Source organism: Cupriavidus sp. L7L (genome assembly GCF_004353535.1).
Lineage (GTDB): Bacteria > Pseudomonadota > Gammaproteobacteria > Burkholderiales > Burkholderiaceae > Cupriavidus > Cupriavidus oxalaticus_A.
In genome coordinates, this window is record NZ_SMNY01000010.1 from 581,175 (window position 1) to 602,624 (window position 21,450).

At 64.7% G+C, this 21,450-nt stretch carries 21 protein-coding genes; 11 read left to right on the plus strand and 10 right to left on the minus strand.

Annotated features, from left to right (window positions below; translation table 11 throughout):
- Nucleotides 1–12: 12 nt before the first annotated feature.
- Complete coding sequence (locus tag E1J61_RS14325; protein WP_133094689.1) at nucleotides 13–471, minus strand: hypothetical protein; 459 nt, start codon at nucleotides 469–471, stop codon at nucleotides 13–15.
- 375 nt (nucleotides 472–846) lie between these two features.
- On the opposite strand from E1J61_RS14325, the gene E1J61_RS14330 reads away from it, so the two are divergent.
- From E1J61_RS14330 to E1J61_RS14350, 5 genes are all read left to right on the plus strand, one after another.
- Nucleotides 847–1,152 (plus strand): DUF485 domain-containing protein, encoded by a 306-nt coding sequence (locus E1J61_RS14330; protein WP_133094690.1) that lies wholly within the window; start codon nucleotides 847–849, stop codon nucleotides 1,150–1,152.
- The gene (locus E1J61_RS14335; protein WP_133094691.1) at nucleotides 1,149–2,810 is read left to right on the plus strand and encodes a cation acetate symporter; all 1,662 of its coding nucleotides are present in this window, start codon (nucleotides 1,149–1,151) and stop codon (nucleotides 2,808–2,810) included. Before E1J61_RS14330 ends, E1J61_RS14335 begins: the two co-directional genes overlap by 4 nt.
- Before the next feature lie 304 nt (nucleotides 2,811–3,114).
- Nucleotides 3,115–4,362 (plus strand): CaiB/BaiF CoA-transferase family protein, encoded by a 1,248-nt coding sequence (locus E1J61_RS14340; protein ID WP_133094692.1) that lies wholly within the window; start codon nucleotides 3,115–3,117, stop codon nucleotides 4,360–4,362.
- A gap of 125 nt (nucleotides 4,363–4,487) precedes the next feature.
- The gene (locus tag E1J61_RS14345) at nucleotides 4,488–5,465 is read left to right on the plus strand and encodes a tripartite tricarboxylate transporter substrate binding protein (protein WP_133094693.1); all 978 of its coding nucleotides are present in this window, start codon (nucleotides 4,488–4,490) and stop codon (nucleotides 5,463–5,465) included.
- 214 nt (nucleotides 5,466–5,679) lie between these two features.
- The gene (locus tag E1J61_RS14350) at nucleotides 5,680–6,621 is read left to right on the plus strand and encodes a GntR family transcriptional regulator (protein WP_133094694.1); all 942 of its coding nucleotides are present in this window, start codon (nucleotides 5,680–5,682) and stop codon (nucleotides 6,619–6,621) included.
- Between the two features lie 24 nt (nucleotides 6,622–6,645).
- Here E1J61_RS14350 and E1J61_RS14355 read toward each other — a convergent pair whose 3' ends face one another.
- The gene (locus E1J61_RS14355; RefSeq protein ID WP_133094695.1) at nucleotides 6,646–7,476 is read right to left on the minus strand and encodes an alpha/beta fold hydrolase; all 831 of its coding nucleotides are present in this window, start codon (nucleotides 7,474–7,476) and stop codon (nucleotides 6,646–6,648) included.
- Nucleotides 7,477–7,486: 10 nt separating this feature from the next.
- The gene (locus E1J61_RS14360) at nucleotides 7,487–8,728 is read right to left on the minus strand and encodes an MFS transporter (RefSeq protein ID WP_133094696.1); all 1,242 of its coding nucleotides are present in this window, start codon (nucleotides 8,726–8,728) and stop codon (nucleotides 7,487–7,489) included.
- Nucleotides 8,729–8,830: 102 nt separating this feature from the next.
- On the opposite strand from E1J61_RS14360, the gene E1J61_RS14365 reads away from it, so the two are divergent.
- Nucleotides 8,831–10,861 (plus strand): transcriptional regulator, encoded by a 2,031-nt coding sequence (locus E1J61_RS14365; protein ID WP_243736865.1) that lies wholly within the window; start codon nucleotides 8,831–8,833, stop codon nucleotides 10,859–10,861.
- Between the two features lie 33 nt (nucleotides 10,862–10,894).
- Here E1J61_RS14365 and E1J61_RS14370 read toward each other — a convergent pair whose 3' ends face one another.
- The 4 genes from E1J61_RS14370 to E1J61_RS14385 all read right to left on the minus strand — a co-directional run bounded on the left by E1J61_RS14370 (nucleotide 10,895) and on the right by E1J61_RS14385 (nucleotide 13,299).
- The gene (locus E1J61_RS14370; RefSeq protein ID WP_133094697.1) at nucleotides 10,895–11,662 is read right to left on the minus strand and encodes a ParA family protein; all 768 of its coding nucleotides are present in this window, start codon (nucleotides 11,660–11,662) and stop codon (nucleotides 10,895–10,897) included.
- A gap of 82 nt (nucleotides 11,663–11,744) precedes the next feature.
- Entirely contained in the window at nucleotides 11,745–12,173 is a 429-nt protein-coding gene (locus E1J61_RS14375) for a GNAT family N-acetyltransferase (RefSeq protein ID WP_133094698.1), read from the minus strand.
- 145 nt (nucleotides 12,174–12,318) lie between these two features.
- Entirely contained in the window at nucleotides 12,319–12,690 is a 372-nt protein-coding gene (locus E1J61_RS14380; RefSeq protein ID WP_133094699.1) for a PHA-granule associated protein 4, read from the minus strand.
- Between the two features lie 342 nt (nucleotides 12,691–13,032).
- Complete coding sequence (locus tag E1J61_RS14385) at nucleotides 13,033–13,299, minus strand: hypothetical protein (protein WP_133094700.1); 267 nt, start codon at nucleotides 13,297–13,299, stop codon at nucleotides 13,033–13,035.
- A gap of 180 nt (nucleotides 13,300–13,479) precedes the next feature.
- Here E1J61_RS14385 and E1J61_RS14390 point away from each other — a divergent pair, with 180 nt between their 5' ends.
- Together E1J61_RS14390 and E1J61_RS14395 are read left to right on the plus strand one after the other, a co-directional pair.
- On the plus strand, nucleotides 13,480–14,067 hold the full coding sequence (locus E1J61_RS14390; protein WP_133094701.1) for a hypothetical protein: 588 nt from the start codon (nucleotides 13,480–13,482) through the stop codon (nucleotides 14,065–14,067).
- Between the two features lie 464 nt (nucleotides 14,068–14,531).
- Entirely contained in the window at nucleotides 14,532–15,608 is a 1,077-nt protein-coding gene (locus E1J61_RS14395) for a porin (RefSeq protein ID WP_133094702.1), read from the plus strand.
- 53 nt (nucleotides 15,609–15,661) lie between these two features.
- On the opposite strand, the gene E1J61_RS14400 is transcribed toward E1J61_RS14395, so the two are convergent.
- From E1J61_RS14400 to E1J61_RS14410, 3 genes are all read right to left on the minus strand, one after another.
- Nucleotides 15,662–16,138: an RES family NAD+ phosphorylase gene (locus E1J61_RS14400; protein ID WP_133094703.1), complete on the minus strand. Its 477-nt coding sequence runs from the start codon at nucleotides 16,136–16,138 to the stop codon at nucleotides 15,662–15,664.
- Complete coding sequence (locus E1J61_RS14405; RefSeq protein WP_133094704.1) at nucleotides 16,135–16,590, minus strand: antitoxin Xre/MbcA/ParS toxin-binding domain-containing protein; 456 nt, start codon at nucleotides 16,588–16,590, stop codon at nucleotides 16,135–16,137. The genes E1J61_RS14400 and E1J61_RS14405 overlap by 4 nt, the downstream gene beginning before the upstream one ends.
- Nucleotides 16,591–16,693: 103 nt before the next feature.
- Nucleotides 16,694–17,500: a hypothetical protein gene (locus E1J61_RS14410; RefSeq protein ID WP_133094705.1), complete on the minus strand. Its 807-nt coding sequence runs from the start codon at nucleotides 17,498–17,500 to the stop codon at nucleotides 16,694–16,696.
- 452 nt (nucleotides 17,501–17,952) lie between these two features.
- Between E1J61_RS14410 and E1J61_RS14415 the strand changes: the two genes are divergently transcribed.
- From E1J61_RS14415 to E1J61_RS14425, 3 genes are all read left to right on the plus strand, one after another.
- Nucleotides 17,953–19,479: a Fic family protein gene (locus E1J61_RS14415; RefSeq protein ID WP_133094706.1), complete on the plus strand. Its 1,527-nt coding sequence runs from the start codon at nucleotides 17,953–17,955 to the stop codon at nucleotides 19,477–19,479.
- 120 nt (nucleotides 19,480–19,599) lie between these two features.
- Nucleotides 19,600–20,043 carry a DUF305 domain-containing protein gene (locus E1J61_RS14420; protein ID WP_133094707.1) on the plus strand — a complete coding sequence of 148 codons (444 nt, stop codon included), beginning with the start codon at nucleotides 19,600–19,602 and terminating at the stop codon, nucleotides 20,041–20,043.
- Nucleotides 20,044–20,054: 11 nt separating this feature from the next.
- On the plus strand, nucleotides 20,055–21,443 hold the full coding sequence (locus E1J61_RS14425) for a hypothetical protein (protein ID WP_133094708.1): 1,389 nt from the start codon (nucleotides 20,055–20,057) through the stop codon (nucleotides 21,441–21,443).
- Nucleotides 21,444–21,450 lie beyond the last annotated feature (7 nt).

Consider the following 21,450-nt stretch of genomic DNA (forward strand, 5'->3'; position numbering starts at 1 on the left):
TACTGGCATTGCTTACGCCAATGCCCCATCGGAATAGATGTTGAACTTGCGCGCCGGGTCAGCCGATACACCACTGCGGTCCATGCCTGCCAGTGCACCGTCGGAATAGACGTCGAACTTGCGCGCCGGGTCAGCCGATACACCGCTGCGGTCCATGCCTGCCAGTGCACCGTCGGAATGGACGTCGAACTTGCGCGCCGGATCAGCAGATACACCGCTGCGGTCCATGCCAGAGAGAGACTGCGCATTGGCGGACGCAGCCTCGGTGCTGGCGCCTTCGGCGAACACGTCGAAGCGGCCGGCGCGTGCGCTGTCGCTATATGCATCACGCATGTCGACCCGGAAGGAATAGCCGTACTTGTCGCCGGCGTGCCCGCTGTCGCGCGGCGTGGCGGCATGGGCGATGCTGGCGGTGCAGGCCACTGCGATCGCGGCGGTGGCAAGGAACGTGTGAGCGAACTGTCGAATCATGGCGGTACTCCGATGAACGGTAACAAGAGGGCAGAACGCTGCAGCGTCCGCTTGCATTTACGCAGGAGCCATGCCACCGGATGCAGCGGGAAGAAAATGCCGCCGACGTCCCGCTACCCGGGGAAATGCCGTTCGTCCATGACAAGAGTGTTGGGCGCGGCCCGACTTGCGGCGCATGCTTCGCCCATGCCAACCAACAACCTGCATCGCCACGGAGCCTCCTGTCCCGCGCCTCACTCAGCGTTTACCCGGTGCCGATTTCCGTCCCGTGTAAGAAGCAGGTAAGGGGCGGCCATTACCTTATGCAGCACGGACTCGCGGCGTCCCGCCGCGGGTGCATCCGGCAAGACCACGCATAGATGGCAGGAGACAGGAATGCATGAAGATCTGGTCAGGCGACTGAAGGCCAATCCCAATTATCTGCAGCTGGTGCGCAGGCGTTCGCGCCTAGGCTGGCTGCTGACCGCGGCAATGCTGGTGATCTACTACGGCTACGTGCTGTTGATCGCCTTCGACAAGGAACTGCTGGCCAGGAAGATGGGCGAGGGCGTGATGACGTGGGGCATGCCGATCGGGCTGTTCGTGATCGTGTTCACGGTGCTCATCACCGGGCTGTATGTGCAGCATGCCAACCGCACCTACGACGAGCTGACCGAACGTATCAAGCGGGAGGTCGCATGAACGCCCGCCACGCAATTCTCGGCGCCGCGGCGCTGCTGCTGTCGGCGGGCGTGTTCGCCGCCGGCGGCGACATGGGGCAGGCCGTGCGCCAGCCGACCAACTGGACCGCCATCGGCATGTTCGTGGTGTTCGTGCTCGGCACGCTGTACATCACCAAGTGGGCCGCGTCCAAGACCAAGTCGGCCGCTGCGTTCTACACGGGCGGCGGCGGCATCACCGGCTTCCAGAACGGCCTGGCGATCGCCGGCGACTTCATGTCGGCGGCGTCGTTCCTGGGCATCTCCGCTGCGGTGTATGCCAACGGCTATGACGGCCTGATCTATTCGATCGGCTTCCTGGTGGGCTGGCCGGTGATTACGTTCCTGATGGCCGAACGGCTGCGCAACCTGGGCCGCTTCACCTTTGCCGACGTCGCCGCATACCGCTTCAAGCAGGCGCCGGTGCGCGCGTTCGCGGCATCGGGCACGCTGGTGGTGGTGGCGTTCTACCTGATCGCGCAGATGGTCGGCGCGGGGCAGCTGATCAAGCTGCTGTTCGGGCTGGAATACTGGGTCGCCGTGGTCATCGTCGGCGCGCTGATGATGGTGTACGTGCTGTTCGGCGGCATGACCGCGACCACCTGGGTGCAGATCATCAAGGCGTGCCTGCTGCTGGGCGGGGCCTCGTTCATGGCATTCATGGTGCTGGCGCAGTATCACTTCAGCCCCGAGGCGCTGTTCGCCAAGGCGGTGGAGGTCCATGCCAAGCAGGAATCGATCATGAGCCCGGGCAACTTTATCAAGGACCCGATCTCCGCGATCTCGTTCGGCATTGCGCTGATGTTCGGCACCGCCGGCCTGCCGCACGTGCTGATGCGCTTCTTTACCGTGCCCAATGCCAAGGAGGCGCGCAAGTCGGTGTTCTGGGCCACCACGTGGATCGGATACTTCTACATCCTGACCTTTATCATCGGCTTCGGCGCGATCGTGCTGGTGGGCACCAACGCGAGCTTCCAGGACGGCAGTGGCAAGTTGCTGGGCGGCATCAACATGGCGGCGGTGCACCTGGCCAGCGCGGTGGGCGGCAACGTGTTCCTCGGCTTCATCTCCGCCGTGGCCTTTGCCACCATCCTCGCGGTGGTCGCGGGCCTGACGCTTGCCGGCGCCTCGGCCGTCTCGCACGATCTCTATGCCACGGTCTTCAAGAAGGGACAGGCAACGAGTTCGGTCGAACTGCGCGTGTCGCGCATCACCACCATCATCCTCGGCCTGGTCGCGGTGGTGCTTGGCATCGTGTTCGAGAAGCAGAACATCGCCTTCATGGTGTCGCTGGCGTTTGCCGTGGCGGCGTCGGCCAACTTCCCGGTGCTGTTCATGTCGGTGCTGTGGAGGGGCTGCACCACGCGCGGCGCCACGGTTGGCGGCTTTATCGGGCTGTTGTCGGCGGTGGTGCTGACCATCCTGTCGCAGGCGGTGTGGGTGGACGTGTTCCACTTCAGCAGCGCGCCGTTCCCGTACACGTCGCCGGCGCTGTTCTCGATGACGGCCGGTTTCCTGGGGATCTGGTTCTTCTCGGTGACCGACAAGTCCACGCGGGCCCGCGTGGACAAGGCCGGCTTCGAGGCGCAGGAGCTGCGCTCCGAGACCGGCATCGGCGCGGTGGAGGGAGCCAGCCACTGAAGCAGGCAGGTAACTACCGGCAAATGTGAAGCAAGCATGGCGCCCGGGCATTCGACCATCGTCGGATGCCCGGGCGCCATGCATTTGGGACCCTGGCTCGGCGCGTTGTCAAATTCCATTGAACATTTTGTCAATATCGATTGGGATTGTATAGGCTATTTATCCAAGCAAAAATGATGGGCTGACCGCGCCACACCATGGCGCCACACCACGGCCACGCCTGCCATGCGTTGCCGCCAGCCCGGCATGGGCTACGATTTCCCAAAGACGGCTCGTACCCCGAAACAGCCCAAGGAGACAAGACTTGCAGACGCCCGAATCATCCCAAGGCATCGACTTCCCGCTTGAGGGCGTGCGCGTACTCGATCTGTCGCGTGTGTTCGCCGGCCCGCTGTGCGGCCAGGTCCTGGCCGACTTCGGCGCCGAAGTCGTCAAGGTCGAGCACCCCGGCCGCGGCGACGATACACGCGACTGGGGCATGCGCATCGGCAAGACCGAGACCACGTACTTCAACAGCATGAACCGCAACAAGCGGTCGATCACGCTGGACCTGCAGAGCACGGAAGGCGTGCAGATCGTCTATGACCTGTTGCCGCAGTTCGACGTGGTCATCCACAACTTCAAGACCGGCGGCGCCGAGAAGCTGGGCCTGGGCTACGAGCAGCTCAAGGCCATCAAACCCGAGCTGATCTATTGCGCGGTCTCCGGCTACAACAGCAGCGGCCCCGAGGCCAAGCGCCCCGGCTACGACCTGGTGATCCAGGGCGAAGCCGGGCTGATGGCGCTCAACGGCGAAGCGGACACGCCGCCACTGAAGTTTGGCGTGGCCGTGGTGGACCTGATGACCGGCATGTACGCCGCCCAGGCCGTGCTGGCGGCACTGTTCCGCCGCGAACGCAAGGGCAAGGGCCAGCTGATCGAAATGGCGCTCTACGACTGCGGCCTGATGGTGACCGGCTACTACGGCCTGGACGCCATGCTGCTGGGCCGCGATCCGGCCCGCTACGGCAATGCCCACCCGTCGATAGTGCCCTACGGCATGTTCGAGGCAGCCGATGGCCCGCTGATCATTGCGGTCGGCAACAACAGCCAGTTCGACAAGTTCTGCCGCCAGGTGATCGAGCGTCCGGACATCGTCGAGGATCCGCGCTATGCCACCAATGTGGAGCGCGCCAGGAACCGCGAGACGCTGACCCCGCTGATCACGGGCCTGATCCGCAGCTTTGCGCGCGACCTGCTGCTCGAACGCATGAGCGCCTGCGGCATTCCGTGCGGCAAGGTGGCCGGGCTGCACGAGGCCCTGACCAGCGAGCGCACGCGCCAGGGCGGCCTGCTGCGCGAGATGCCGCACCCGGTCGCCGGCACCACCCATGTGTTCGCGCCGCCTTACCGGCTCGATGGCCAGCGCCTGCCGATCCGCAGCGCGCCGCCCACGCTGGGCGAAGGCACGCGTGCCGTGCTGCAAAACCTGCTGCAGATGAGCGATGAGCAGCTGCAGGCGCTGCAGGCCAGCGGCGTGCTGACGCTGCCGGACGCGCCCGCGTCCGCCTGAGCATTCGCGCCGCGCGTCGTGCCATGCAGGCCATGGCCCACGCGCAGCGCGCCCGGCAAGGGGGCTGGATTGCCTTGCGCTGATTCAACTGGAACATGAAAGTGCGTATTCGAGACATTACCCGTATGGTTCACTCCCGCCGCCGCGCGCTCCTGGCGCTGGCCGCCGCACCGCTGCTGGCCAGCGGCGCCTTCGCCCAATCGTGGCCGGCCAAGCCCATCAAGCTGGTCGTGCCGTTCCCGCCGGGCGGGCCCACGGATACCGCATCGCGCATCGTCGGCCAGAAGCTGGGCGAAGCCCTCAAGCAGCCGGTGGTGGTGGAAAACCGCGCCGGCGCGTCGGGCTCCATCGCCGCGGCCCAGGTCGCCAAGAGCGCGCCGGACGGCTACACGCTGATGATGCTGGCCACGCCGACGCTGCTGGCGCCGTTCCTGTACAAGAAGGCGGGATACGACACCACCAAGGATTTCACGCCGGTGGCCACGGTCTATGACCTGCCCATCGTGGTGGTGGTCAACCCGACGCTGCTGCCCAACGTGACCGACCTGTCCAAGCTGATCGCGCAGGCCAAGGCGCAGCCGGGCAAGCTCAACTACACCAGTTCGGGCGCCGGCAGCTTCGGCCACCTGAGCATGGAACTGCTCAAGCAGATGGGCGGCTTCGAGATGCAGCACGTGCCGTACAAGGGCGGCGTGCCGGCGATCAGCGACACCATCGGCGGGCAAGTGCCGATCATGTATGCCGACCTGGTCGCGGCGCTGCCGCACATCCAGGCCGGCAAGCTACGCGCCATCGCCGTCGGCTCGCCGCAGCGCGTCGCCATGCTGCCCGACGTCAAGACCATTGCGGAGCAGGGCTTCAAGGGTTATGACGCAGTGTCGTGGGGCGGCCTGCTGGCGCCCCCGGGCACGCCCAAGGACGTGGTCGACCGCATCTCCGGCGAAGTCGGCAAGATCCTGGCCGACAAGGACGTGCAGGACAAGCTGCTGAAGGCGGGCGCCATCGCCAGCTACCAGGCGCCGGCGCAGATGAGCCAGCGCATCCGCGCGGACTATGCCAAGTGGGGCAAGGTCATCCGCGACAAGGGTATCGCGGTCGAATAACGGCCGGGCAGTGCCCGCAGGCCGGACGCGCCGCGATGGCGCGCCCGGCCTGATTCACCGGTGCCACCCACGCAAAGTGGTCCGTACACCCACATGAAAGCCCAGGTAGCCAGGCACCATGTGCGCTTGCGCAGCCTTGCGAAAACCGACACTTGTATGACCCACCAACTAGCGACTAGCTTGAAAGCCTTGGGCCGATTCACGATGGGGCAACATGATGGAAAGGATCCTTGGTCGCCTGGTTTCGGTGGTTGCAGCAGGTGTTGCTGCGTGCCTTTTCGGCGTCGGCGGTGCATGGGCCTCCGACCTCGCATGCAAGTCGCCGCCGGGCGAATCCACGGTCCGCTGCTTCAACCCGGACGGTTCCGGCGTGCGATGCACGATTGTTGCCACTGACGAGCCCAGGCCGCGCCAGCGCCACGGGCTGATCTGCGATTCGTCCCGGTTGTCCGACCGCTACGAGAAAATCTACGCCGAGCAGCAGCGGATGTTGCGCAAGGGCAGGATCGACGATGGCGACATCTCGGCGTGGCGTGCGCGGCGTGATGCGTGCGACTCGGCGCGCTGCCTGGAAAGCCTGTTCGCAAAGTTCTGGCGGGAACGGGACTCGATGAAAACTGCTTCGGAGCGGCCTGTCCCCACGCCGCCCCGGGCCAAGGTGCCGAAGGCCTCGTCCACACCAGCTACGCCGGCCATCGCAGTCATCACACCTATCTCGCCTATCTCGCCTATCCCGCCGACCCCGGTGCCGCCCCAGGCACTGACCGCCGCTCATGAAGAGACGACTGCGCAGCCCGTGCCGGATCCATCACCGGCGCCAGCATTGCCTGCTCCGCAAGCGGTCCTGATCGCGCAGGTGATGGCGCAGCCGGCTCCCGCGGCTGCGCCAGCGCCGGCAGCCCGGGAAATGGAATCGCTCCCGTTCATCGAAAGCTTCAACACCACCCCCGCCGTGTCCTACCCGGCCGCGCTGACCGCGGAGAGTGTGTTTTCCGGGCTGGCGGTGCTCGGCATGGGGGCAGGTTTCCTATGGACACGGCGAACGGCGGGACCAGGGCGCGCACGGTCACGCAGCATCTCCGCAGCCATCGCGATCCTTTTCTTCGGCTTGCTGCTGGTGAATGCGCTGTTGCTGCCGTTTACGCTCGCCTTGTAGCCGCGATGGATGAACGGACGAGGCTCATTGCCGGTGGCGTTCGAGGAACTCCGCGATCACCGGGTTGACCGTCTCCGGATGCGTCAACGGGCCCATGTGCCCGAGCTGCGCGAACTCCACCACTTCCACCCGCGGCAATGCCGCCGCCAGCAGCCGCGCCACGGCATGCGCTGACCGCGTCGAGCGCTTGCCCACCAGGCAGAGCACCGGTACGTCGAGTGACCGGAATGCCTGCAGCGGCGTGGGCTCGGTGAACAGCGCGTGCGCCCAGCGGCGGACATTCTTCACCGACGCGGCAATCGGTGCCTTGCGTTGCGCGGGGGTCTGCCGCCACGCTCCCGCTCCCATCCAGTAGTCGATAAAGTGTTCGGCGGCGGCGTCCTCGTTGCCGGCGTCGAGCGCAGCCGCCGCGGCGGCGACGGTATGGCGAATGCCATCGGCGTCATTCGGCGCGGGCTGCTGCGCATCGAGCAGCGAGAACAGCGTGGGCTCGTACAGCACGAGCGCGCGCACGCGGCCGGGTTGCGCCAGCGCGGCGACCAATGCCACCGCGGCGCCATACGAATGCCCCACCAGCGCCGGCGATGCGCCAGCCTTGCCAAGCACCGGCTCGATCAGCGCCACCTCGTCGCGCAGCGAAATGACCCGGTCCGAGGGCCAGCGCGGACCCTGGCCCGCGTCATAGGAATCCGGCGCCAGCACGTGGAAGCGCGGGGCGAGCTGTTCCATCAACGCACGCCATTGTCCGGAGGTGCCGGCATTGGCATGGATGCAGACGACGCCGGGTCCGGCTCCGGCCTCGCGGCAGAAGGTCTGGGAGGGCACAGGCAAGGATGCCGAGTGGAATGAACGCATGACAGTCTCCTCAGGTGGGTTGGATCTGCGCGGCAGCGAGGGGCAGGGGGCGTGCCTCGCGGATCGGCAGGTGCAGCATGGCGGCAAGCAGGCAAAGCGCGATGTCGGCGAGCCACATCCAGTCGTAGCGGCCGGTCATCTCGAAGGCCTTGCCACCAAGCCAGGCGCCCAGGAATCCACCAAGCTGGTGCGACAGCATGACGACGCCGAACAGCGTGGCCAGGTAGCGGGCACCTCGCAACCTGGCGACCAGCCCAACGGTCGGCGGGACCGTCGACAGGTACGTGAAGCCGAGTCCGGCAGCGAACAGCGCGAAGGTCACCGGCGTCTTGGGCGCCATGAAGAACGCCAGGATCAGCAGCCCTCGTGCGAAGTAAAGGGCGGTCAGCGCGTATTTCATCGACACGGTCTGGATGGCCTTGCCGATGAACAGGCTCCCCAGGATGTTGCACAGGCCGATCAGCGACAGCGACCACGCGCTGACTGTGGCGGGCATTCCACAAAGCGCCACCACGCCGGGCAGGTGCGTCGAAATGAACGCAATATGGAAGCCGCAGGCGAAGAAGCCCGCGTTGAGCAGCAGGAAGCTGGGATCGCGCACCGCGCCCCTCAGTGCCGTGCCAACCGAGCCGCCGGCAGCGGTTCCGGTGTGGGCGACGGCATGGGCCGGCGCCGCGCGGGTGATGGCCCGGATTGCCGGGATCGCGGCCAGGCCCGCCGCCCCGAGCAGCACCAGGGCCGGCTGCCAGCCCGCGGAGCCGATCAGCAACTGGGTCAGGGGCAGGATCGTGAACTGGCCGACCGAGCCGCCCGCGTTGACAATGCCGCTCGCCAGGGCGCGATGTGCCTCGGGGATCAGCCGGTTCGCCGCCGACATCAGCATGGCTAGCCCGATCGCGCCGGACCCGGCGGCCGCGGCGACCCCGATCAGCAGCATCAGCGCGATGGCACTGTCCGCGGCCGGCGTGGCCGCGACCGCGGCGGCAAACAGCGTGGCGCCGGCGATCATCACCGGCCGCGGCCCCCAGCGGTCCGCGATCGCGCCCGCCACCGGCTGCGCCACCCCCCACATCAGCTGCGACACGCCGAAGGCCAGGCTGACGGTGGCATAGCCGACGCCGGTATGAGAGTTGAGTAAGCTGATGAAGAGCGGCAGCGACTGGCGCAGGCCCAGCCCCAGCGCGAAAACCGCTCCGGCCGCGAGCGCGATGGTGAGATGACCGCGGCTGCGCACATGCACGGTGGTGTCCATGATCCCGTCTCCTTTCCTGTGTTCAGGTCGTTCAGGTCGTTCAGGTGCCGATCTTTTGCCGCGCGCGTGGAAGATGGCGTGGTAGCCGCCGTGGAAATTGCCGTGGAATCGAACCTGCCGCCCGCAGCCGGCATCCCGCCGGTGCAGATCCAGCTACTTGGTCCGGTCCGCGTCCGGCAGCAGGGCGTTGCGCTATCGCTGCCGGCGTCGAGGAAAGTACGCGCGCTGCTCGCATACCTGGCGCTTGCGCCGCGGCTTGTGCTGCGCAGCCAGCTCTGCGAACTGCTGTGGGAGGTGCCCAACGATCCACGTGGCGAATTGCGCTGGTGCCTGAGCCGGATCCGCAAGCTGGTCGATTCCGCAGCACGGCAGCGGCTGCGCACCAGCGGCGACACGATCTGGCTGGACCTGGCAGACGGGTTTGTCGATGCGCTGGCGGTCTCGCAGGCCATGGAGGCAGGCGTCGCCGCCCTCGCGCCGGAGCGGCAGCGCGCCCTGGCGATGCTGTTCGAAGGGGATTTTCTCGAAGGCCTCGAGCTTGCGCGCTGCCCGGCGTTCAGCACGTGGCTCACCGCGCAACGGCGGCGCTTCCGGGCCTGCCACGCCGCGCTGCTGGAGCAGCTCGCGCAGGGCGCTGCCGACGAGGAGACGTTCGGCTACCTGGACAAGTGGCGCGAGCTGGCGCCATTCGACCAGCAGGTGCACGCCACCATCCTCGCTGCGCTCGCCCGCCAGGGCCGCCTTCGCGAAGGGGAAGAGCACGTCGCCGCAACCACCAGGCTGTTCGAGGCCGAAGGGTTGGACAGCCGGCCGATCCGCAATGCCTGGCGCGCGGCCATGGCCACGCCGGCGGGCGGGGCAGTGGGGCGCAATGCGGTGGTCGAAGTCACCGCGGTCGCAAGCGCCTCTGAGGCCGCTGAGGCCCCCGAGGCCTCGCCGGCACGTCCCCGGCACGGCTCCATCGCGGTGATGCCTTTCGTCGACCCGTCCACCGCGGTGCCGGCGCGCGGCGGCGCTGCCGATGCACTGGCGCACGACATCATCACGCGGCTTGCCAAGCTGCGCAGCCTGTTTGTCATCGCGCAGGGCACCGTGTTCGCCCTGCATGAGCGCCATGTCGGCGCGGAAGCCGCAGGCCGGACGCTGAATGTCGACTACGTCGTGGGCGGCACCGTCAGCACGCGGGAAGGGCGCCTGACCGTGACTGTCGAACTGGCCGAGACACGCAGCGCCCGGATCGTCTGGGCGGATACCTTCCACCACAAGCTGGACGATGCCTTCCTTGTGCTGGAGGAAGTCGGCAACCGCATCGTCGCCTCCATCGCCGGCGAGATCGAGACGCTGGAGCGCAACCGCGCCATCCTGAAGCCACCGGGCTCGCTCGATGCGTGGGAAGCCTACCACTGCGGCCTGTGGCACATGTACCGGTATCGCCGCGCCGACAACGAGATGGCCCGGCATTTCTTCCAGGCGGCGCTGCGACTGGACCCCACCTTCTCGCGCGCCTACGCCGGCCTGTCCTTCACGCATTTCCAGGACGCGTTCCAGAACTGGGAGAAGCGCGGCCCGGAAATCGACAAGGCCTACGAAGCCGCGGTACAGGGCATGATGGTGGATGACCGCGACCCCGCGGTGCACTGGGCGATGGGTCGGGCGCTGTGGCTGCGGGGGCGTCCGGAAGAATCCGTCGGCGAGCTGGAGCAATCCATCGACCTGAGCCCCAACTTCGCGCTGGGGCACTACAACCTGTCGTTCGTCCGCTCGATCTCCGGCGACCCGCAGGCGGCGATCGATTCATCGGACCTGTCGCGCCAGTTGAGTCCGTTCGACCCGATGCTGTTCGGCATGCTGGCCACGCGGGCGATGGCGCTGGTCCGGCTCGGGCGCTTCGAGGAAGCCGCCGGCTGGGCCGTCAAGGCCGCCGCGCGGCCCAACGTCTTCCCGCATATCCACGCCATCGCCGCCTGCACGCTGGCGCTGGCCGACTCGCTGGAGCAGGCGCGGGCCCAGGCCGCGGCGATCTACAAGGTCGCGCCGCGCTACTCGCTCGAGGATTTCCTGCTGACGTTCCCGTTCGATGCCGACGGGGAGGCGCTGTTCCGGGAGGGAGCGCGGCGCATCGGGTTCCGGTGACGGGTTCCGGTGCAGGTGCTGGAATGACGGCCTTCAGCCCGCCAGTTCCCGGTGCAGCGCCAGGTACTCCTGCGACAGCTTGTGCCGCGGGTCAAGGTGGATCATCGGCATGGCGTGCTGATGCGATTCCCGGATCTTTACCGACGAAGACAGCCGCGACTCGAGTACCGGCAGTCCCTCGGTGACCAGTTCTTCGACCAGCTTTGCCGGCAAGCTGGCACGCGGCTGGAACTGGTTGATGACGATGCCCTCGACCTCCAGCGCATCGTTATGGTCTTGCTGGATTTCCTTGACGTTATCGAGCAGCGTGTAAAGCGCTCGCCGCGAAAAATCATCGCAGTCGAACGGGATCAGGCAGCGCTCCACGGCAATCAGCGCCGAACGGGTATAGAAATTCAGGGCTGGCGGAGTATCGATGTAAATCGCGTCGTAGGTCGCCTCCAGCTCGACCAGGGCATCGCGCAGCTTGTAGATCTTGTAGCGGGATTCAAGCTTGCCATGCAGCGCGTCGAGGTCGGCATGCGCGGGCATCACATCGAGATTCTCAAAAGGCGTCGGGTGGATAAATGACGCCAGGTCCACCGGCTTGAAGCTGTAGGTCAGGGACGCCTCGAAGAAGTTTGCCGCGCTCGGGCTTGCGTCGCCGGCGCGCGCGCCCATCAGGTACTGGGTCGAATTGCCCTGGGCATCCAGGTCAACGACCAAAGTGCGCAAGCCTTCGCTGGCGCTGATCGCCGCGAGATTGCATACGATTGTTGACTTGCCAACTCCGCCTTTTTGATTGAATACGACGCGCCGCATTTCTTCCCCTGCCGAAGACCGTTTTGAAGGCGAAAGCATACCTTAGCGAGGGAGGGCGCGGCCACGGCACAGGTGGCGATTTTCACAGCGCTATTTGCATCAGTGTCCCGGCTTCGACCTGGTCGCGGCGCATGGCCGGGGAGGCAAGAACCGCCGGAGCGAGTTCCGCGTAGCTGATAGGCGTAAAGCCCATTCGCGCGAAGTAGCCGGAGGCATTGCTGGTCTGCAGCACGATAGATTCGACGCCGTCGCGACGCACGTCCGCGACAATGGCGGAAATGAGGAGTTCGCCGAGGCCGGATGAGCGGGCGCGCTGTGCAACGGCAAGGCCCCTTAGGACGCCCGTATTCTCATAGCGCTCCAGCCCTGCGCAGCCGAGCAGGCCGGCGTTATCCCGGATTACCATATATTGGCCGATCCGGTCCTGAACCCCCGCCACGGATAATGATGAGGCGTGCAGGAGCGCCTTAATGTCCGGCCAGTCCGCCTCGGTAGCATAGTGAGGACGCATAGCGGAAACCCTCGCATAGTTCGTCCTCTTATCCTACTTTCGAGGGGACATAATGCCTGTAGGGATTGATCCTTAGGTGAATTTGCCTATCGCCACCTCAGGCCACGACGCCACACTGCAGGGCGCAGTGATCCCGCCGATATTACTAGCGCCAGACCAGGGTGGTTTCCCCGAGCAAATGGCCGGGCAAGATGTAGTCGCCATGCTCGATGGCAAGCGACTCGAGTTCGCACAGGATCGTCTCAGGCAGTGCAACCATGTCGAACCTGCAATAGAGGTATCGCTGCCGGAAGGTCCGCTTCTCTTCACGCAGTCCGCGTGTCAGGGCGTCGGCAGATTCGACGCAGATATGCTCGACTGTCCGGTACTGGACATCGACGCCCAGCTTCTGGCCCAGCCGCCCGAGCTCGATCGCATCCTCCCACGCTGTCTCATAGTCCAGCTCGACAGTACCTTTCGCGCAGGCGTTGATGTACGCCACTGCGCTGGCCCGGCTGCGTGCAATGAAGGCGCTCATCGGCAAGTCTCCGCGATGGAGTCATCGCGGGTGACTATACCTATGAGGCGGGGCATGACGCAAGCGGATGCGAAGCGCATGGCGTGGCCATCTTGCCTGGCACCCGACTGGAGACGACATGAGGCCGGGCGTCCCCGTGTCGGTGTCATTTGAAGAGGAGGGCGCTACCGATTATCAATACCGTCAACAGCGCCCCCAGCCACACTGCGTCCAACGCGCTTGCGCGCCGCGCCGCGCGGCAGGCCCCGGATTCGGACTTGTGGAATTCGGCCAGGCCGCCTGAGTAGAGTTTCTCCCAACGCATTTCCATCGTCAGCCTCCCGTGGTCCATGACTGAATTCTTCAGCGCAAACCAGGACTTGGCAACGAGGAGAAGGTATATATGCGGCTAATCCTTTTGGCCGATAGCGGGAAAAATGATTGCGAGTATGCTGTGCGCCGTCCGATGTTTTCACTCCACCCAGCGAAGCTGCAGGTCATGAACCGGCTTTCGCGTCGCGAGACCGCACCGGACCATTTGCAGTACAGCAGGAACCGGTTTCGCAATTGCCAAACGAAACAAGCCAATGCCGCCGCCACCAGAATGGCGGGAAAGAAGGTTGCTTCCATGTCTCCTCCCTTACCGCGCGCTATGTTTGCCGCTGTCCATTAGTCTAGGTGAACAAGACAGCCTGGTAGGGTCCTGTGGCTTCGCGCCCACAAGTCCAGGTTTGCAGCGCGGCTTGTACTTTGGCGTGGATGAACTAAACCTCACGTAACCGAAAGTTTCTCCGCGCCATGGAGGCGAGCATGCATTTCAACAAGCTACTCGTAGCCTGCGCGCTGGCCGCAGCCAGTGGTGCAACGCCAGCCCAGCCAGAATCCAGCGTGCACGTCGCGTCCGGCGTCGGGGCAATGATGGCGACCGAGACCGTCAAGACCACCGCGACCGTGGTGGCTATCGACAGTGCCACGCGCACAGTCTCGTTAAAGGACAAGCAAGGCAAGGTTACCGAGTTGCAGGTCGGCGACGACGTGCGGAACTTCGACCAGGTCCGCATTGGCGACGTGGTGGCCGTCGAGTACAAGCGAGCGCTGTCCGTCAGCATGACCCGTCAGACCGGCATGCGCTCGGCCATCGAGCGCGAGACGATCGAACGCGCGCCGCCCGGAGCCAAGCCCGGCGGCAGCATAGGCCGCGAGGTGACCGTGACCGCGGATGTCGTGAACGTCGACCGCAAGACCGGCATGGTGACGCTCAAGGGCCCAAAGGGGAAAACGGTCGACGTGCATGTCAGCGATGCGCAGCAGCTCAAGGCCATCCATCGCGGCGACCAGGTGCAGGCGGTCTACACAGAAGCGATTGCGGTGTCGATGGCGCCGAAGACGAGCCGCTGAAGGGCGGACATGGCCGGGAAATCAAGCCACCTGAGGCATGTCAGGCTCGCCTGCATTTAACATAAGGTTTATTATGCGAAGAAACAAACAATCGCGGGGCGCATTATGGTGAAACCGCATAGCGCCTGAGCCCTGAACGCGACTGCACGAGCGGGAGCAATTTTGCTTTTCGGTTCATGTCCCTTCCTTCCCATGTTGACCCGTGGCTCCGGGCACTCGGACGATATGTCCATCGAGTGACATGTTTGTGAACTGGCCGTTTATGGCGGGCGTACCGGCCGGGTTCTGCGCCAGCAAGTCGAGGGCGGCCAGTTCGGCGGCGCACCTTCCCTCTTCGACCGTCAGGTCTCGCACCGTGCCCAGGTGCGAGGGCATGGCCTATGCTTGCCTTAGCAGGCCTGCTTCGTTCCGCCTGCCGTCGGGGCGGAGGGACCCGTGAGTAAAAACAGAAAACCGGAGGAGCCATGAAACAGACAATCGCCCTGCTTGCCGCATCCTTGGCTGCCGGCACTGCCCACGCCCAATCCAGCGTGGCGCTGTTTGGCATTGCCGATATTGGCGTCGAATACAACAACCACGTTGGTCCCGAGGGCGACAACCTGTTCAGGCTGAGCTCCGGCAACCAGTCCGGCTCACGCTGGGGCCTGCGCGGCACCGAGGACCTGGGCACGGGCCTGAAGGCAGTCTTCCTGCTGGAAAGCGGTTTCGACCTGGACACCGGCAACTCGGCCCAGGGCGGGCGCCTGTTCGGGCGCAATGCATACGTCGGAGTGGAAAGCCGATATGGCGCACTTCTTTTCGGTCGGCAACAGACTGCCCTGCGCGACTTCAATGCCTTTTATGATCCCGCCGCGACTGCCGACCGCTACGGCATCCTGGGGATCGCGCCGGAGTTTGGCGCGCGCGCGGACAACGCCGTGAAATATGCAGGCACCTTTGGCGCGTTATCCGGCGCAGCCTTTTATTCGTTCCAGAACAATGGCAATGAGGTGGCGGGCAGCAACGTCTTCGGCCGCGATTACGGCGCCTACCTGAGCTACGCCAGCGGTCCCGTTGCGGTGGGCGTGGGCTATGACGATGTGCACGTCGGCACGCCGGCCAACCAGGCGCCCTCGCTGCGGCGCTATGCGATCGCCGGCACGTACACGGCGGGCGCGGCCAAGATCTTTGCCGGGTATCGCCTGGCCAAGGCTTTCGACGGCGCCATGCTGCCAGGTGCGCAAGCTCCCAATGCCGGTGCGAACCTCTACTGGCTTGGCCTGACTTACAAGCTGACCCCCGCTTTCTCGCTGATGGGTGCAACCTATTACCAGGACTTCCGCCACACCGGGTCGGACCCGTGGCAGTTCGTTGTGACGGGCGACTATACGTTCAGCAAGCGCACCGATCTGTACGCGTCCGTGGCCTACGCCCTGAACAAGGACCAGTCGTACCTGGGCGTCAACGGCTACAACAGCGGCAGCGGGTCGACAGCGGTCATTAACGTCCAGCCCGGCCAGAACCAGCTGGGTGCGGTGATGGGCATCCGCCACCGGTTCTGACTCCCTGCCTGTAGTGCCGGGAGCCGCCGGGCGCGTTGCTTGTGCCCTGGCTTCTAGCCCTGCGCTTTCGGCTCCGTCAGCAGCGACAGAATCCTGGGATCGTGATCGACGCGCGTGGCCAGGACAATCCTGACGGCGGTCGCATCCGGATGTTCGGGATTGAGGACGTAGTTGGAGGCGTATGGCACCAGCACGCTCGGCACCTTCAGCAGCAAGCTGGTGCGAGCGGCAAGCCATTCCGTGCCGGCGCTTCTGGACCACTGGCTGTCGGTTTTCCAGTCTTCGGGCAATGCCGCAATTTCGGCCACCGCCACCGACTCGGGGACTTCTACCTGGAGCAGCTGGTATTGCTTCGGCAGGTCCTCGATCCTCGCCACCTCGTGATGGACGAGGATCTCCAGGAATGCCAGCGCCGGATGCTCGGCGAGGTAGACGACTGGCTGGCCTGGAAAATGCCACCGGCCGCCCGCCCGAAGTCCGCCCAACCCTTTCAGGTCGGCGTAATTGCTGATCCGCCACAGGTACATCAGGCGAAATACCCTTCGTCGATCTGAAGCAGTTCTTCCTCGACCAGGCGTGCGCCCTGTTCCGTGCCCGCCAGTTCAAGCGGCGACTTGCCGGCAAAGCGTTGCTGGCCGGCTCTCAGCCAGGCCAGTGCCCGATCGGCTTCGCCGAAGGTGGAGATGGCTTGCGCGAGAATCCGCGCCAGCCGAATGGCCTTGTCCGATTCGTCCACCGTGAGCGACTCGCCGCGCTCGCGCCTGTGGCTAAGCGTGCGGCGCGGGATAATGAAGCTGATCTCGTCCCACACCAGGCCTGCATGCAGTAAACGCTCCATGGTGTCGGCGGGCAGCCGCTCCACGGCGAGCGCGACAAGATCGGCGCCTGAGCGAATGTCGGCGCTGAGAACGTCACTCAGGCTGTCAAGATAGCGGTTCCGCGGCGCCACGCTACCCGAGGGCTTGAACTCTATCGTCTGCATATCTGTACCTTGGCAATTTGCCATTCGATTATAGGCATTTTGCCAAAGTCGTGCCGCGACACGCAATATCGACCTTGAGGCACATAAACAGGCGCCCCGCAGGTTACTGCTTGGTGAAGTCGACGATAGGCCTGAGCTGCGTGAAGTCGTTGGGATAGTACGGCGGCACGGCCTGGGGATTTTTCTTGCGCGCGAGATCGATGAACTTGCGGTCCGCTTCCAGGACGAGCATGACTTCGTGCCGGTGGATTCCGTTGGAGTGCGCTCGCTCGAGGTCGCGAACACTCTTGGCCCGATAGGCGATGGTCCGCATCAACAAGTCGTAGAGCGCCTTTGGCCGACGCGCTTCTGCCCTCTGCCGCGCCTCTTCTTCGTTCCGATGCAGGCGCGCCCACAGGGACGACGCGGTCAAGCCTGGTGCGTGCTCCGCCAGGGACGCGAGTTGAGCCTTGGGGGCGTCGGGGTCGAAAGAAATTCCCTCGGCGGCCAGGAATTCCCTGAGCTCGAATATCCTTAGCTCCAGCAGCTTGTCAGAAGTGCTTCGCGTGCCGGGTCTGGCGATTTGATCGACATCGATCCAGTTGGACGGGAAGGACCCCAGCCGCTCGAATGTGTCGCGCCATTCTTCATATTCGCCCCACTTCCACTGGCGGCCCTTGAAGAAGACTTCATAACCTTTCTCGAAGTAGCCTCCGAGATTGAGCCCATCGCTACCCGTCTCCGTCACCAGGTCCCGCAGTTGGGATTTCTCTTCAGCGGAAATGCCCTCGACCGTTTCCATGACTTGCGCGAAAACCCGGTCGTAAGCGCGCACAGGAACAAGCGCTGTCGGCGCAGACGGCATGCGCAGCGCTGCGGGCCGCGGCGCGATTGCCTTTTTCTTGGTGCGGAACAAATCCAGGAAAACCACTTTACTCCCCTACGAACAACGCAGCCCACAGCCTTCAGCTGTGCACTGTCCATCACTACCTGTCAAAACATCATCATTTTACCGGGACGCGGCGGCATTCGCCGCTGCCCCCCGATTGCCTGCTCGGCCAGCCCGACGAGCGAGCGCTTGTAGTTTCGCCGAAACCAAACGATGCAGTCTCGGCGACCGTGGAGATCGTCCTGCTCGATCTTTTCCCGGGAGCTAACGTGCACCGTCAATCACAAAACGGCCGTTGATTATATGCAAACTGGTAACCATCATCGCGAAGGATAGTTGCATCGGTAAGTCGTATAGGCAAATTCGCAAACCGGGGTGCCCGGCCAGCATAGGCAATTTAGTAAGATGACCCAGCCAAAATAGACGAATCGGTAAGCGGCATATAAACTCTGGTAACCGCCCATGCATCCATTAATTCACACCGCAGTCCGTCTATGGCTCACGCTCCACTCGGCTACAGCGCCCTGATCGCGAAGTTCAGGCTTCGCGTACCGCCCCTGCATTCCACCTCCGAGCTTTCAGACAAGACGGGGGTCCTGAGCACGCATACCGGTGCGGACGGCAGCGTGAAGACGGTCTATCCCAGGAACCGCTACCGCGGCGGCGACACGACAGTTGACCACCTCACCTTTGCGTTGCGCAAGGAGCCGTTGAACCTGACCGTGCTCGCCGCCCTGTTCGAGCACCAGCCGGCGATTGACGAGGTCGCCCAGTGGCTGGCGTCCTCGCCCGGGTCGCGCTATGCACGGCTGGGTGGCTTCTACGCGAAGTGGCTTGCCGGCGCTGAATTCGACTACAAGCTGCCAGCCGGAACCGCGCGGGTTCCAGCGCTTGACGAAGCGGACTATGTAACCGGCACAAGCCAGCTCGACGCACAGTTCGGGATCCTGAACAACCACCTCGGCCCGGCGGCATTCTGCCCCCTGGTACGCCGCACCGAGCGCCTTGAGGCATTGATCGGCGCCGACCTGCCGGGAAAAATCGCCGCCGCGATCAACCGGCTCGAACCGGAAGTGCTCGCCCGCGCGGTGGACTATCTCTATCTCGCTGAAACCCGATCGACGTATTCGATCGAGAAGGAGCTGCCCGACAACCAGCGTGTCGCCAGGTTCAGGCGCCTGCTGGAATTTGCCGGCGCCCCGGTGCGGCTCGACGAGGCGCAGTTCTGCGAATGGCAGAACGAGATCATTGCATCGATCCGGGCGGAGTACGCCTATCGCGACCGCCAGAACTGGCTCTCGCGCGGCGGACGGCTGCGCAACATTGTCGACTACATCCCCCCGCCCCCGCAGCAGGTCGAGCCGATGATGGAAGGCCTGGCACAGGTTGCGGACCTGATCAGGACGAAGGCGGCGCACCCGCTGATCATCGCGGCATGCGTTTCGTTCGGCTTTGTCTATATCCACCCGTTCTATGACGGCAACGGTCGGATCCACCGCTTCCTGATCCACCATCTGTTGCGCCAGGCCGGCGTGACGCCGGAGGGTGTCGTATTGCCGGTTTCGGCGAGCATGCTGAAGAACCTGCAGGTCTATGCCGGCTTGCTCAAGGACTACTCGGCGCCCCGCACGGGGCTGCTGAACTATGTCCTGGACTCGGACAGCGACACCATCCTGATCAAGTCGCCGCAGCCCAACTGGCTGTATGCGTCGTTCGATGCGACCGCCCTTTGCGAGTTTGTCTTTGAATGCATCCAGCAGTGCGTCGAGGAAGATCTCGCGCTGGAGATCCGGTACCTCAAGGCGTTCGACGCCAGCGTGGCGCGGATCGAAGGATGGCTGGACCTGCGCCAGCCGCGCCTCACCAACCTGATCGACCTGGTGGTCCAGAACCACGGCGAGCTGTCGAACCGCAAGCGCGCCAGATTCACGGAATTGTCCGATGAAGAAATCGCGCGGATCGAAGAGGTGGTGCGCGACGAATTCGCCGACTACTTCGAAGCCACGGTGAAGGCGGACTGACCTCGGCTGAGGGTGGTGTCTCGACGACGGCGAAAAAAAATCCGGCAACGTGGAATAAAGCCGGCTCCAGGTGTGTTTACTTCAACGTAGCCCGCCCAACGACAACCTGGAGAACGCCACATGAAGCTCCCCCTGCCCGCTTTCATGCTCGCCGCCCTTGCGGCGACGGCCGGATCGAACTGCCTGGCAGGCGGTGTCGAGGTGTCGCATAGTCATGGCCAGACACCAGTGGTGCGGCAGCCGGAACCCTTTGTCGCCAGCACCGCAAAGCCGTTCGCACAACGGATGGACGACGCAATGGCCGTCATGGATGCCGGCATGCGCGCCGCCGCCATGAACGGCGACCCCGACCACGACTTTGTCGCGATGATGATCCCGCATCACCAGGGCGCCGTCGACATGGCCAAGGCGTTGCTGCTCGACACCAGGGATCCTGAACTGCGCAACCTGGCGCAGGGCATCATCACCGACCAGCAGAACGAGATCCGCCTGATGCAAGCCTGGCTTGCCCGCCATCCGAAGGCCGCGCCGAGCCTCAACCCGGCACCTGCCCATTCTCACTAAAGGAAGCCCACATGAAGCAGACCTCGCAGCTTGCGCTGGTCCTGGCCACGGCGTCGTCGCTTGCCGCCGCGGCACCGGCCGCCAGCGACCGCGTCTACACGGCGGACCAGAACAGCAACACCGTGTCGGTCATCAACCCTGCCACCAATACGCTGCTCGGCCAGATCCGCCTTGGCAACGCGCGGCCCGATATCCTTTCGCCGCTCTACAAGGGCGAGATCAACGTGCATGGCCTGGGCTTCTCGCCGGATCACAAGACGCTGCTCGTCGTCTCCAACGGCTCGAACTCGGCAACGTTCATCGATACCGCCACGAACCGGGTCAAGGGCGTTGCCTATATCGGCCGCTCGCCGCACGAGGGCTTCTTTACCGCCGACGGCAAGGAAGCGTGGGTGGTCGTGCGCGGCGAGGACTATATCTCGGTGATCGACCCGGCCAGCTACAAGGAGATCCGCCGCATCCCGACCGCACCGGGGCCCGGCATGGTGCTGTTCCATCCCGACGGCAAGCTCGCCTTTGCCGTGTCCAGCTTTACGCCCGAGGTCGATGTGATCGACGTCGCCACGCACCAGGTGGTCAAGCGCATTCCGGTCGCCAGCCCGTTTTCGCCCTTCCTGCAGTTCACCCCGGACTTCAGCGAAGTGTGGATGACGCACAAGGACGTGGGCAAGGTCACCCGCATCGACACGAAAAACCTCAGCGTCAGGGGCGTGTTCGATACCGGCTTTATCACCAACCATCTCGGCTTCGCCAGGACCGCGCGCGGCACGCTCGCCTACGTGACGGTCGGCGGCGAGAATGCGGTCAAGGTCTACACCACCGACGCCGAGCCGCGCCTCGTCGCGACCATCCCCGTCGGCGCGCTGCCGCATGGCATCTGGCCGTCCGATGATGGCAGCCGCATGTATGTCGGCCTGGAAAACGGCGACGGCGTCGACGTGATCGACATCGCCACCCAGCGCGTCATCGCCCGCACCCCGGTGGGACAGGCACCGCAGGCCCTGGTCTATGTCTCCAACGCCGTGCCGGCCGGCGATGGCAAGGCAAACCTCACGCCGCGCGCAAACAGCGATCCCATCAACATTCCGCTCAAGGCTACCGCCGGCTCGGGGCGCGGCTTCGTCGTGGCACGCAACCTCGGCCTGGTCGATGCGCTGGAAGTGTTCCTGTTCCAGCTCAAGCCGCAGACTGTCTACGACGTCTACGTGTCCGGCCACCGGACGCCCGTTGCAAGCTTCAGGACCAATGCCGCAGGCGCCGCCAATGGCACGGCCATCGGGCCGTTGCGCGAGGTGGTGCCCGCCTTGTCCGGGAAGCAGCCCGACGCCGCCACGCTGCTGGTGGTCGAGGGCAACGCGCCGCCGACCACCTCCCATGCGGTGCTGACGGGCACGCAGTAGCTTGCGC